This is a genomic window from Citrobacter sp. W9, from assembly GCF_026719375.1.
Taxonomy (GTDB): Bacteria; Pseudomonadota; Gammaproteobacteria; order Enterobacterales; family Enterobacteriaceae; genus Citrobacter; species Citrobacter werkmanii.
The window spans coordinates 1-13,727 of sequence record NZ_JAPPTE010000027.1 but is presented as its reverse complement, the minus strand read 5'-3'; the positions used below and the strand labels follow the sequence as shown (position 1 = coordinate 13,727).

Below are 13,727 nucleotides of genomic sequence, written 5' to 3'. Positions count from 1 at the left end.
GCTTCTGACATTTTGCATTTACATTCCTGTGATGGACTGCTGATATCGGCCACCCCACAGGAGATCCGCTATGAGCAGGACACCGGTTCTGGAGATGCGCAACATTGCCAAAGCGTTTGGCAAATTTTACGCGCTGAAAGGGGTCGATTTAACCGTCTGGCCGGGTGAGATTCATGCCCTGATGGGCGAGAATGGCGCGGGGAAAAGCACGCTGATGAAAATCCTCGCGGGCGCCTACACCGCCACCAGCGGCGAGATCCTGATTGATGGCCAGCCGTTCCATATTCGTGGGCCAAAAGATGCGCTCAGCGCGGGCATCACGCTGATTTACCAGGAGATGCAGTTGGCGCCCAACCTGACGGTAGCGGAAAATATCTTTCTTGGCAGCGAGCTGTCGCGCGGCGGTCTGGTCCAGCGTAAAGAGATGGTGCTGCAGTCGCAGAAAGTCATCGACCGACTCGGCGCCCAGTTTAAGGCCAGCGATCGCGTGATGACGTTGACCATCGCCGAACAGCAGCAGGTGGAAATCGCCCGCGCTCTGCACCGTAACAGCCGCATTCTGGTGATGGATGAACCCACCGCCGCCCTCTCCTCACGTGAAACCCACCGCCTGTTCGAACTGATCATGCGCCTGCGCGATGAAGGGATGGCGATTATTTACATCAGCCACCGCATGGCCGAAGTGTACGAACTTTCCGATCGCGTCAGCGTCCTGCGCGACGGGCAATACGTCGGTAGCCTGACCCGCGACAAGCTCAACGCCCCTGAACTGGTGCGCATGATGGTGGGCCGTCCGCTAAGCGATCTGTTCAACAAAGAGCGCGATATTCCCTTAGGTAAAGCGCGCCTCAACGTCCACCACCTGACCGACGGTCATAAAGTCCAGCCGTGCAGCTTGTTGGTGCGCTCCGGGGAGATCGTCGGCCTCGCCGGGTTAGTTGGCGCCGGGCGCTCCGAACTGGCGCAACTGATTTTTGGCGTGCGTAAAGCCGTCGGCGGCATGATTGAAGTAGACGGTGAACCGGTGGTGATCCACTCCCCGCGCGAGGCGATTGATCACGGCATCGGCTTTCTGACCGAGAACCGCAAAGAACAGGGGCTGTTTTTAGAACTGGCGGCAGCAGAGAACATCACGATGGCGACGCTGGAGCGCGATGCCAACTGGGGCATGCTCGATCGTAAAAAGGCGCAGGCCATTTCCGATGACGCTATCAAACTGCTCAACATTCGCGTTCCGCACGCGCAGGTACGCGCAGGTGGGCTGTCCGGCGGTAATCAGCAAAAATTGTTGATCTCGCGCTGGGTGGCGATCGGCCCACGCATTTTGATCCTCGATGAACCCACGCGCGGGGTAGACGTTGGCGCGAAAAGCGAGATCTACCGGATCATGAACGACATGGCGCGCAAAGGCGTGGCGATCCTGATGATCTCCAGCGAATTGCCGGAAGTCGTTGGCATGAGCGATCGCGTGTACGTCATGCGCGAAGGCAGCATTGCCGGCGAGCTGAACGGACAGAGTATTACCCAGGAAAATATTATGACGCTGGCGACCGGCGTGAACGACTCCCATCATCAGGCGGTGTCCCATGAATAATCCAACCACTCCCCAGCAGGTGGCGAAATCCACCACCGCAAAAAAGATGCTGATGAGCGATCTGATGCAAACAGTCGGTATCTTGCCGATTTTGATCCTGATTGTGGCGGTATTTGGCTTTATCGCGCCCAACTTTTTCACCGAAAGCAACCTGCTGAATATTACCCGCCAGGCCTCGATCAACATCGTGCTGGCGGCTGGCATGACCTTCATCATTTTGACCGGCGGGATCGATCTCTCAGTTGGCTCGATTCTCGGCACCACCGCCGTTGCGGCGATGGTCGTTTCTCTTATTCCTGAGTTTGCCATGCTGTCGATTCCGGCGGCGCTGATGCTCGGCCTGGTGCTGGGGCTGTTTAACGGTGCGCTGGTGGCTTTTGCCGGGCTTCCGCCGTTTATCGTCACGCTTGGAACCTATACTGCGCTGCGCGGCGCGGCCTATCTGTTGGCCGATGGCACCACGGTGATTAACTCCAACATCAGTTTTGAATGGATCGGCAACAACTATCTCGGCCCGGTTCCGTGGCTGGTAGTCATTGCGCTGGCGGTGGTGGTGGTGTGCTGGTTTATTCTGCGCCGCACCACGCTCGGCGTTCATATCTACGCGGTCGGCGGCAACATGCAGGCCGCACGCTTAACCGGGATCAAAGTATGGCTGGTGCTGCTGTTCGTCTACGGCATCAGCGGTTTGCTTTCAGGTCTGGGCGGGGTGATGAGCGCCTCGCGGCTGTACAGCGCCAACGGCAACTTAGGTATGGGTTACGAGCTGGACGCCATCGCGGCGGTGATCCTCGGCGGCACCAGCTTTGTCGGCGGGATCGGCACCATCACCGGCACGCTGGTGGGGGCGCTGATCATCGCTACGCTCAACAACGGCATGACGCTGATGGGCGTCTCCTATTTCTGGCAACTGGTGATCAAAGGGGCGGTGATCATCATAGCGGTGCTGATCGACAAATACCGTACCCGACATCATCAAAGTGCATAGACAAGCTTACTGGCCTACCCCTTCGCAGGCCTGATAAGCGCAGCGCCATCAGGCGTATAACAACAATACCCTACGTGAGGAAACGAGTATGCGTTTGAAGCCATTAGTGACCGCGCTCTGTGCTGGCGCACTGCTTGCTGCAGCTCCGTTTGTGCAGGCAAAAGAACTGAAATCGATCGGCGTTACGGTGGGCGACCTGGCGAACCCATTCTTCGTGCAAATAACCAAAGGCGCGGAGCTGGAAGCACGAAAGCTGGCGGGTGATAGCGTCAAAGTGACGCTGGTCTCCAGCGGCTACGATCTCGGGCAACAGGTGTCGCAGATCGACAACTTTATTGCCGCCAAAGTCGACATGATCATCCTTAACGCCGCGGACTCCAAAGGCATCGGTCCGGCGGTAAAACGCGCGAAAGACGCCGGGATTGTGGTGGTGGCCGTTGACGTGGCGGCGGAAGGCGCAGACGCGACCATCACCTCCGATAACACTCAGGCGGGTGAAATGGCCTGCAAATACATTACCGACCGTCTGAAAGGGAAAGGCAACGTCGTCATCATCAACGGACCGCCGGTTTCCGCCGTCCAGAACCGTGTGGAAGGTTGCCAGACCGAGTTCAAACGCCATCCGGACATCAAAGTGCTGTCGTATAACCAAAACGCCAAAGGAAGCCGCGAGGGCGGGCTGGAGATCATGACCGCGCTGCTGGCGGCAAATCCGAAGATCGACGGTGTATTCGCCATTAACGATCCCACGGCGATCGGTGCCGATCTGGCGGCAAAACAGGCGCAGCGTAACGAATTCTTTATTGTCGGCGTCGACGGATCGCCAGACGGTGAAGAGGCGCTGAAGCGCGAAAACTCATTATTTGTGGCGACGCCAGCACAAGATCCGCAGGTGATGGCTGCCAAAGCGGTCGAAATCGGCTATGACATACTGCAGGGGAAACCCGCCCCAAAAGAGCCCGTGCTGATCCCGGTAACAATGATCGATAAAAACAACGTTGCCAATTATAAAGGTTGGACGGTGAAATAACCCGCCACAGCAACGCCGGATAGCGGCAAAATGCCTTCTCCGGCCTACAAGATCGGTATCAATTTGTAGGCCGGAGAAGCGCAGCGCCATCCGGCATTATTCTAAGGAGAATTCTGCGATGAAACGCTCCGCAATAAACGAAATCCTTGGCCACACGCGCCAGTTTTTTTCTCTGCACGATGTGCACCTCCCCCCTTTCGCCAGTTTCCCGCCGACCCAATGGCGCAAGCTTGATGCCTCTGCCTGGAGCGAAGTTTTCGACCTTAAGCTCGGTTGGGATGTCACCGCATTTGGCGGCAACAATTTCGCCGCGCAAGGGTTAACGCTGTTCACCCTGCGTAATGGCTCGCCGAAAGGTATGCCTTACGAGAAATGCTACGCCGAGAAAATCATGCATGTTCGCGAGGCGCAGGTCACGCCGATGCATTTTCACTGGCGCAAACGCGAAGACATTATCAATCGTGGCGGCGGTAATTTAATTGTGGAACTGTGGAATGCGGGGCTCCGGGAGCAAACAGAGGACAGCGACGTGAACGTGGTGATTGATGGCTGTCGGCAAACCCATGCCGCGGGCAGCCAACTACGCCTGACGCCGGGGGAGAGCATCTGCCTGCCGCCGGGCCTGTATCACAGCTTCTGGGCGGAAAAAGGTTTTGGCGACGTGCTGGTTGGCGAGGTCTCATCTGTTAATGACGACGACCACGATAACCATTTTCTGCAACCTATCACCCGTTATAACGACATTGAAGAAGATGAACCGGCGCAGCTGGTGCTGTGTAACGAGTATCGCCTGTTCCGCTAACCAAGGAGCGCATTATGCCGTTGATATCTCTCGCCGATGGCCTCGCCCATGCCCGTGAGCACCGCTATGCTTTAGGCGCATTTAACGTTCTGGACTCGCATTTCCTGCGCGCCCTGTTTGCCGCGGCTAAACAGGAACGTTCGCCGTTCATTATCAACATCGCCGAAGTACATTTTAAATATATCTCGCTGGATTCTCTGGTCGAAGCGGTCAAATTTGAAGCCGCCAGGCACGACATTCCGGTGGTGCTGAACCTTGACCACGGCCTGCACTTTGAGTCAGTGGTGCGGGCGCTACGCTTAGGTTTCAGTTCAGTGATGTTCGATGGCTCCACGCTGGAGTATGAAGAAAATATCCGCCAGACCCGCGAAGTGGTGAAGATGTGCCACGCCATCGGCGTCTCGGTGGAAGCCGAACTGGGCGCAGTGGGTGGCGATGAAGGCGGCGCGCTGTACGGTCATGCTGACGAATCGTTGTTTACCGACCCGATGATGGCGCGTGATTTCGTCGACAGAACCGGAATTGACGCGCTGGCGGTCGCCATTGGCAATGCGCACGGCAAATATAAAGGCGAACCGGAACTCGACTTCCCGCGTCTGGACGCTATTCGCCAGCAGGCGGCGATCCCGCTGGTACTGCACGGCGGCTCCGGCATCAGCAATGACGATTTCAAGCGCGCAATTGAACTCGGTATTCACAAAATCAACTTCTACACCGGCATGTCGCAGGCAGCGCTGACAGCGGTAGAGTCACGGATGGCCAATCGCCAGCCGCTGTACGACGAGTTTGCCGAACTGCTGCTGGCTATTGAAGAGGCCATTACCGATACCGTTTCAGAACAAATGCGCATTTTTGGCAGCGCGGGGCAGGTCTGATGGAACGCAAAGGCGTTATCGCCGCAGGCAACATGCTGGTCGATCATGTCCATCAAATTGTGCAATGGCCGGAACGCGGCTGGCTGGCGGAAATCACTCGAAGCGAACGCGCCACGGGTGGTGCGCCGCTGAACGTGCTGCTGACGCTGGCGAAAATGCACACCGGATTGCCGCTGCAGGCGGTGGGGTTAATCGGTCAGGACAGCGACGGCGACTACATCATGGCGATGCTGGAGCAGTATCACGTTAATCGCCAGCATGTGCAGCGCACCACATTCGCCCCCACGTCGATGTCGCAGGTGATGACCGACCCCAGCGGGCAGCGAACCTTTTTTCACTCGCCCGGCGCCAATCGACTACTGGACTTACCCGCCTTTGAGCAACTGGATACCTCGATGAAAATCTTCCATCTTGGCTATCTGCTGCTGCTCGACAGTCTGGACATGCCGGATGAGGAGTACGGGACGCGTAGCGCACGGCTGCTGGCGCAAATGCGCGACAACGGCTTTGAAACGTCCCTGGATCTGGTGTCGCGTAAGGGCGACCCGCGCTACCAGCCTCTGGTGATGCCGGCCCTGCGCCATCTCGACTATCTGGTGATTAACGAGCTGGAGGCCGGAGAGTTCAGCGGGCTGGAGATTCGCCAGCCCAACGGCGAGCTGCATATTCCCCATATCGCTACCGCCGCGCGCGAACTGCTGGATGCAGGCGTGCGCCAGCGGGTGGTGATTCACTGTCCGGAAGGCGCCTGGGGTGAAGAACCGGATCGAGCCGGCATCTGGATACCGTCACAGTTACTGGCGCAAGAAGAGATTGTCGGCAGCGTCGGCGCAGGAGATGCGTTTTGCGCCGGATTTTTGTATGGCTGTCATGAGCGCTGGTCGCTGGCAGACAGCATCAGACTGGCACACGCCTGTGCGCGCGCAAGCCTGCTGTGCGCCAACGCGATAGATGGCGCGAAAACGCTGGCAGAGTTAAAAGCGACTATGGCTGATGCCTGATGCGCTGCGCTTATCTGGCCTACGGGGCCGTTATCGCTTTTGTAGGCCGGATAAGGCGTTTACGCCGCATCCGGCAACTGCTGATGCCTGATGCGCTGCGCTTATCAGGCCTACGGCGTTGTTATCGCTTTTGTAGGCTGGATAAGGCGTTTACGCCGCATCGGGCAACTGCGCACGCTCACGCCGCCTTATCGTGATGCTGCACATCGGCGGCAAACACATAGCCCAGCCCGCGCAGGGTTTTGATCAGCATTGGCTGGTGCGGGTTGTTCTCTATTTTGCGCCGCAGCCGCATGATTAACACATCAATGGTGCGGTCAAATACCTCAACGCTGTCGCTGCGCGTCAGTTCCAGCAATTGCTCGCGGCTGAGCACCCGACGAGCGTTTTGCGCCAGCGCCAGCAGCAGGCTGTACTCACCCTGAGTCAGTTCCACCTTCAGTTGCTGAGGATTATGTAACTGACAACCGGCGGTATCCAGATGCCAGCCATTAAAGGAAAGCCCCGTGGTTTGCGGACTGCCGCTTTCTGCCGTTAACACGCCCACGCGTCTGAGCACCGCCTTTACCCGCGCCACCAGCACCCGCGCATTGAACGGTTTCCCAATATAGTCGTCAGCGCCCATTTCCAGTCCGACCACTACATCCGACTCGCTGCCTAAGCCCGTCAGCATGACTACCGGTAATCCGGGCCTCATCTTTTGCACCTGCTGCAACACCATCAGACCGTTGATATCGGGCAACATCATGTCCAGCAATACCAGAGCGATATCCGGCTGAGTCTCAATGCAGCGCAGCGCCTCCTGTCCGCTATGGCACGCGCTCACTGCAAAGACGTGCTCGCTCAGCACGTCCTGTAATAGCGTGCAGACAGCCTCGTCATCATCCACAACCAGTATTGCTGGCTTCATTGTTTTTCCCCATTTCTGGCCAACTTAAATGAGTGTGATTGATTCTGCACAGAGTGACAGCGATAAGGCACAAGGATATGCGGGAAACATAACCTCGGTCACACTGCCGGACCGTCACGTATTGGAGATTCGTCACGTCAAATATGACGACAGCCTGTTTTTCGTCAGAGTTTTGACCAAAAATCGCCCGTAATATCGACTAATGCCCCTGAAAAAAACATGGCATAAAAGATGCATAAGCAAAGCGACAAGCGCGTATGCGCGATTTGATTAACTGGAGCGAGACCGATGAAAAAAGTCGTCACGGTTTGCCCATATTGCGCATCAGGTTGCAAAATCAACCTGGTGGTCGATAACGGCAAAATCGTCCGGGCTGAGGCGGCGCAGGGGAAAACCAACCAGGGTACCCTGTGTCTGAAGGGCTACTATGGCTGGGATTTTATTAATGATACCCAGATCCTGACCCCTCGTCTGAAAACCCCAATGATCCGTCGCCAGCGTGGCGGCAAACTGGAATCTGTTTCCTGGGATGAAGCGCTGAATTACGTCGCCGATCGCCTGAGCGCCATCAAAGCGAAGTACGGCCCGGACGCTATTCAGACGACCGGTTCATCTCGCGGTACAGGTAACGAAACCAACTATGTAATGCAAAAATTCGCGCGCGCCGTTATTGGTACCAATAACGTCGACTGCTGCGCTCGCGTCTGACACGGCCCTTCGGTTGCAGGTCTGCACCAATCGGTCGGTAACGGCGCAATGAGTAATGCTATCAATGAAATTGATAACACGGATTTAGTGTTCATCTTCGGGTATAACCCGGCGGATTCCCACCCGATCGTGGCGAATCACGTGATTAACGCTAAACGTAACGGGGCGAAAATTATCGTCTGCGATCCGCGCAAAATTGAAACCGCGCGTATTGCCGACATGCACATCGCGTTGAAAAACGGCTCGAACATCGCGCTGCTCAACGCCATGGGGCATGTCATCATCGAAGAAAAACTGTACGACCAGGCGTTCGTCGCCTCCCGTACGGAAGGATTCGAAGAGTACAGCAAGATTGTCGAAGGCTATACGCCGGAGTCCGTCGAAGATATCACGGGCGTTAGCGCGCACGATATTCGTCAGGCTGCACGTATGTACGCCACGGCGAAAAGCGCGGCAATTCTGTGGGGCATGGGTGTAACCCAGTTCTATCAGGGTGTGGAAACCGTGCGTTCACTGACCAGCCTCGCGATGCTGACCGGTAACCTCGGTAAGCCAAGCGTGGGCGTTAACCCGGTTCGTGGCCAGAACAACGTTCAGGGCGCATGCGACATGGGCGCGCTGCCGGATACCTATCCGGGCTATCAGTACGTGAAATTCCCGGAAAACCGCGAGAAATTCGCTAAAGCCTGGGGCGTGGAAAGCCTGCCTGCGCATACCGGCTATCGCATCAGCGAACTGCCGCACCGTGCGGCGCATGGCGAAGTGCGCGCGGCGTACATTATGGGTGAAGATCCATTACAGACCGATGCTGAGCTCTCCGCAGTGCGCAAAGGCTTTGAGGATCTGGAACTGGTCATCGTGCAGGATATCTTCATGACCAAAACCGCCGCTGCCGCAGACGTTATTTTACCGTCTACGTCATGGGGCGAGCATGAAGGCGTCTTCTCTGCGGCGGACCGTGGCTTCCAGCGCTTCTTTAAAGCCGTTGAGCCGAAGTGGGATCTGAAAACGGACTGGCAGATTATCAGTGAAATCGCCACCCGTATGGGCTACCCGATGCACTACAACAACACCCAGGAAATCTGGGACGAGTTGCGTCATCTGTGCCCGGATTTCTACGGCGCCACTTACGAGAAAATGGGCGAACTGGGTTATATCCAGTGGCCTTGCCGCGACACCTCAGATGCCGACCAGGGTACGTCTTACCTCTTCAAAGAGAAGTTTGACACCCCGAACGGCCTGGCGCAGTTCTTCACCTGCGACTGGGTAGCGCCAATCGACAAACTCACCCCAGAGTACCCGATGGTACTGTCGACGGTGCGTGAAGTCGGCCACTACTCTTGCCGTTCGATGACCGGTAACTGTGCGGCGCTGGCCGCGCTGGCGGATGAGCCGGGCTATGCCCAGATCAACACCGCTGACGCAGAGCGTCTCGGTATTCAGGATGAAGATCTGGTGTGGGTTAACTCACGTAAAGGCCGGGTTATTACCCGCGCGGCAGTCAGCGATCGTCCAAACAAAGGCGCGATTTACATGACCTACCAGTGGTGGATTGGGGCATGTAATGAACTGGTAACCGAGAACTTAAGCCCGATTACCAAAACGCCGGAGTATAAATACTGTGCCGTTAACGTTGAACGCATTGCCGATCAGCGCGCTGCCGAACAGTATGTTATTGATGAGTACACCAAGCTGAAAGCCAGCCTGCGCGAAAGCGCGATGGGTTAAGCCTGAGCCTACGGCCTCCATTCGGAGGCCGTTTTTTTATGCACGCGATCTCTTTATACTGTCTACTCCGTACCCTAAATAAAACTCAAAATGAAACAACTTCTTGCATTGATGTTCTTCGTGACATTCTTTGCCCATGCCAGTGATACTGAACCCGGAAGCCAGTATCTACAGGCAGCAGAGGCAGGTGACCGACGCGCGCAGTATTTTCTCGCCGATACCTGGTTCAGTTCAGGCGATTTAAGCAAAGCCGAATACTGGGCGCAAAAAGCTGCCGACAACGGTGATGCGGATGCATATGCTTTGCTGGCGCAAATTAAGATAACCAATCCGGTCAGTCTGGATTACCCTCAGGCCAAAACGCTGGCGGAAAAAGCGACGCAGGCGGGCAGTAAGGCGGGGGAAATTACGCTGGCGCGTATTCTGGTGAACACCCAGGCAGGCCGCACCGATTACCCCAAAGCCATTACCTTGCTGCAAAACGCCTCCGAGGATCTGGAAAATGACTCCGCCGTCGACGCGCAAATGCTGCTCGGACTGATTTACGCCAACGGCGTCGGTATTCCTGCTGACGATGAGAAAGCGACGTGGTATTTCAAGCGTAGTTCAGCCATTTCCCGCACCGGGTATTCCGAATACTGGGCCGGGATGATGTTCTTAAACGGCGAGCAGGGTTTTATCGAGAAGAATAAACAGAAAGCGCTGCACTGGTTGAATTTGAGCTGTATGGAAGGATTCGATACCGGCTGCGAAGAGTTTGATAAGTTAGCCAACGGCTAATGGTTTGCATTGCCGGATGAACGTAGTCGTTGTAGGCCTGATAAGCGTAGCGCCATCAGGCAACCCGGAGCAGGTTGCCGGATGGCGGCGTTGCCTTATCCGGCCTACAAGGCAGTCTTATCAAATTTGCCCAGCACGTCGCGCTCATAGGCCAGCGCTTTCTTGCGGTCAAATTTGTGTTCCCACTTGGCGATAACCAGCACGGCCAGCGCATTACCCACCACGTTCAGCGCAGTACGCGCCATATCGAGGATACGGTCGACACCGGCGATAAACGCCAGACCTTCCAGCGGGATCCCCACACTGCCGAGCGTTGCCAACAGCACCACAAACGATACGCCCGGCACGCCCGCAATCCCTTTTGAGGTCACCATCAGCGTCAGCACCAGCACGATTTCCTGCCACAGCGACAGATCGATACCGTACAGTTGAGCAATAAAGATAGCGGCGATACTCTGGTACAGCGTTGAGCCATCAAGGTTGAATGAATAACCGGTCGGCACCACAAAGCTGGTGATTGACGCCGGCGCGCCGTAGGCTTCCATCTTCTCAATAATACGCGGCAGCACGCTCTCAGAACTGGCGGTCGAGTAGGCCAGAATCAGCTCGTCTTTCAGAATGCGGATCAGGATCCAGATGCTCAAACCGCAGATGCGCGCGACGATCCCCAGCACCACCAGCGCGAAGAACAGGATGGCGAAATGCACCAACAGCACCAGCTTCGCCAGCGGCCACAGGGAGGCAAAACCGAAGTTCGCAACGGTAACGGCGATCAACGCAAAAACCCCGACTGGCGCGTAACGCATCACCATGTGCGTCACTTTAAACATGGTTTCGGAGATCGAGCGGAACACGGTAACCAGCGGCTCGCGGTGAGTTGCCGGCAGAGAAGACAGACCTAAACCGAACAGTACCGAGAAGAAGATAATCGGCAGCATGTCGCCTTTTGCCATCGACGCGACGATGTTGGTCGGCACCAGTGACAAAATCGTGCCCATCAGGCCATGCGCGTGGCTCTGTACTTCTGCGGTGGTGCTCTGATATTTCGAAATATCGACGGTTGCCAGCTGCGACATATCAACCCCGGTACCGGGCTGGAACACATTCGCCAGCGTGATACCAAGGATAATCGCCACGGTGGTGATCACTTCGAAATAGATAATCGTTTTGGCGCCAATACGGCCCAGCTGTTTGGCATCGCCCACCCCGGCTATGCCGACAATCAACGTAGAGATGACAATCGGCACGACGATCATTTTGATCAGGTGGATAAAGATATCGCCCGCCGGAGACAGCAGGTTTACAATCAGCCATTCACGGCTGTCACTATGGTAATGCAGGTAACTCCCTAGCAGAATGCCCAGCACCATAGCGATTAGAATCTGCCATGCCAGGCTGACTTTCAAATTTTTCATAACAACGGACTTCCTCGATGAAGCGCTATTCCACATGCAGCGTGTGGGAATAGTACATACTGAAAAGGTATGATTTGTGTTGCGTTCGTTTATGGAGTTTTTTAACGCTTATTATCATTATCATCTGCATGGCATTCAGCGCAACCCTCTGAGAACAGGGCCTTTCGCTGATTATTTGCATAAAAATGCAATTTTATCGGGATAATGATGAATAACTTTTTGTTATAAAAGAATTTTAATATGTTCAAAAAATGAAGAAGTCAGGGCATGAGTTTTTTTTGCTCGCTTGTTCGTTTGCCTGTTTTTTAAACAGGCAAAATGATACAAATCACAAATAAAACAAATTTATTTTTGCCGATTCTGCAACAACTTCGCCATATTAATAGAGTCAATGAGCTGTGCCCGATTCACCCTCGGCGAGTTTAAATCCATAACCTTTTGCCACACTGAGATAGCCTGAGCGTAGTCTGCCTGCATAAACGCATCGGAAGCTAACAGCATCAGCGCAGTGACCTCTGTCGGGTCCAGCGCCAGAGCCTTATCAATCATCTCGCGGGTGGGCGGCGTCATATGTTGCCCGGCCTGATAGTACAGCACCGTCGCCAGCGCGGAATAGATTTCGGCGTTTTCACCGCGTATACGCAGCGCCTGCTCGTAGGCCAGCAGCGCATTATGATACGCGTTTTGCCACAGATAGTACTCACCCAGTTGCGCCCATTTCACTGCGTCCTGCGGATTCGCACGAATTTGCGATTGCAGAGAAAATAGCTGTTTTTCCTGAATATTTTCATCAGAAAAAGCATGTAAGGGGTCTGCCAGACGCGCCTGCTCCTGACGTGCCGCCTGCCATTTTGGCGTTAACAGGTAACCGCCGATGCAGGCCATCACCATCAGCACCACCGCAGCAGCCAGCCGCTTCACGGGCATGGGACGTAACGGCGCAGTGGAATGTTCGGCCTGGCTCATTGCTCATCCTCTTCTGCGTGCTGACGCTTCCTCACCTGCCAGACCACCACGCCCACCAGCAATAACAGCAGGCACGGCAGCGCCCACAACAGCAGCGTTTGCTCATTCAACGGCGGGTTGTAGCGCACGAAATCACCGTAACGCTCGGTCATCCAGGCGGTGATTTCCGCTTCGCCTTTACCTTCAGCAACCATGCTGTAAACCTGATGGCGCATACTGACTGCCACGGGCGCATTGGATTCCAGCAAGTTCTGGTTCTGACACTGCGGACAGCGCAACTGACTGGCAATAGACAGCGCTTTCTCCTGCTGCTGCGGGTTGGCAAACGTCCATGTGTCCACCACCTGGGCATGGGTGGCAAAAGGGAGAAAAATCAGTAAAGCCACAAGTAACATCGTTCTGCCGGATGGCGGCTTGAACGCCTTATCCGGCCTACCCTGCTTTTCACTCGTAGGCCTGATAAGCGCAGCGCCATCAGGCAATAACTCAGGATACTTCCTCCCTCGCCATGCGCTCAGCAGCGCGCCAAACACCATCAACAATCCTCCTCCCCAAATCCAGCGCACGCCAGTCTGCACGTATAAGCGCATGGCGTAACGGTCCGGTCCGGTTTTTTCGCCCATCACCGCGTACCAGTCATGCATCAGATTCCAGCGGATACCCGGCTCCATCATCTGTTGACGACGCGCGGCATAGAAGCGCCTTTCGGGCTGCAGGCTACCGATACGCTGCTCATTTTGCCACAACGTGATCAGCGCTTTTTCACTGGTGTAGTTGCCTTTGGCTTCCAGGTCGAGACGCTCAAAACGGAATCTATGGTCACTCCCGTTTTTGCAACACCGATTTTGACGACAAGTTGGCTTGCTTGAATCTATCCGGCGTCTGAATGGGATTTTATTCCCGCGCCTTGATGAGTTCCGCGCCTGATGA

Annotated in this window: 12 protein-coding genes; 8 read left to right on the top strand and 4 right to left on the bottom strand. The window is 55.5% G+C overall.

The window, feature by feature from the left end; translation table 11 throughout:
• Positions 1–70: 70 nt before the first annotated feature.
• From OOJ59_RS24670 to OOJ59_RS24645, 6 genes are all read left to right on the top strand, one after another.
• On the top strand, positions 71–1,594 hold the full coding sequence (locus OOJ59_RS24670) for a sugar ABC transporter ATP-binding protein (protein ID WP_038636350.1): 1,524 nt from the start codon (positions 71–73) through the stop codon (positions 1,592–1,594).
• Positions 1,587–2,582 (top strand): ABC transporter permease subunit, encoded by a 996-nt coding sequence (locus OOJ59_RS24665; protein WP_038636347.1) that lies wholly within the window; start codon positions 1,587–1,589, stop codon positions 2,580–2,582. Before OOJ59_RS24670 ends, OOJ59_RS24665 begins: the two co-directional genes overlap by 8 nt.
• Before the next feature lie 88 nt (positions 2,583–2,670).
• Positions 2,671–3,612 (top strand): ABC transporter substrate-binding protein, encoded by a 942-nt coding sequence (locus OOJ59_RS24660; RefSeq protein ID WP_042312943.1) that lies wholly within the window; start codon positions 2,671–2,673, stop codon positions 3,610–3,612.
• Positions 3,613–3,730: 118 nt separating this feature from the next.
• Positions 3,731–4,414, top strand: coding sequence for a D-lyxose/D-mannose isomerase (locus OOJ59_RS24655; protein ID WP_085049648.1), 684 nt, complete (start codon positions 3,731–3,733; stop codon positions 4,412–4,414).
• A gap of 14 nt (positions 4,415–4,428) precedes the next feature.
• Entirely contained in the window at positions 4,429–5,289 is an 861-nt protein-coding gene (locus tag OOJ59_RS24650; RefSeq protein ID WP_160955727.1) for a ketose 1,6-bisphosphate aldolase, read from the top strand.
• Positions 5,286–6,290, top strand: coding sequence for a carbohydrate kinase family protein (locus tag OOJ59_RS24645; protein WP_087856527.1), 1,005 nt, complete (start codon positions 5,286–5,288; stop codon positions 6,288–6,290). Before OOJ59_RS24650 ends, OOJ59_RS24645 begins: the two co-directional genes overlap by 4 nt.
• Positions 6,291–6,468: 178 nt before the next feature.
• On the opposite strand, the gene OOJ59_RS24640 is transcribed toward OOJ59_RS24645, so the two are convergent.
• On the bottom strand, positions 6,469–7,200 hold the full coding sequence (locus tag OOJ59_RS24640; protein ID WP_160955728.1) for a response regulator transcription factor: 732 nt from the start codon (positions 7,198–7,200) through the stop codon (positions 6,469–6,471).
• A gap of 288 nt (positions 7,201–7,488) precedes the next feature.
• Here OOJ59_RS24640 and fdhF point away from each other — a divergent pair, with 288 nt between their 5' ends.
• Entirely contained in the window at positions 7,489–9,636 is a 2,148-nt protein-coding gene (gene fdhF / locus OOJ59_RS24635) for a formate dehydrogenase subunit alpha (protein WP_079225655.1), read from the top strand.
• Between the two features lie 90 nt (positions 9,637–9,726).
• Positions 9,727–10,416: a Sel1 family TPR-like repeat protein YjcO gene (gene yjcO, locus OOJ59_RS24630; protein WP_038636323.1), complete on the top strand. Its 690-nt coding sequence runs from the start codon at positions 9,727–9,729 to the stop codon at positions 10,414–10,416.
• A 104-nt stretch (positions 10,417–10,520) separates the two neighbouring features.
• On the opposite strand, the gene gltP is transcribed toward yjcO, so the two are convergent.
• The 3 genes from gltP to nrfF form a co-directional block, all read right to left on the bottom strand.
• The gene (gltP, locus tag OOJ59_RS24625) at positions 10,521–11,831 is read right to left on the bottom strand and encodes a glutamate/aspartate:proton symporter GltP (protein WP_160955729.1); all 1,311 of its coding nucleotides are present in this window, start codon (positions 11,829–11,831) and stop codon (positions 10,521–10,523) included.
• A 345-nt stretch (positions 11,832–12,176) separates the two neighbouring features.
• Positions 12,177–12,797, bottom strand: a complete 621-nt coding sequence (gene nrfG, locus OOJ59_RS24620) for a heme lyase NrfEFG subunit NrfG (RefSeq protein ID WP_137347417.1) — start codon at positions 12,795–12,797, stop codon at positions 12,177–12,179.
• Positions 12,794–13,727 (bottom strand): heme lyase NrfEFG subunit NrfF (gene nrfF / locus OOJ59_RS24615; RefSeq protein WP_268063529.1); only part of this gene is annotated, 934 nt, incomplete at its 5' end. The genes nrfG and nrfF, both read right to left, overlap by 4 nt.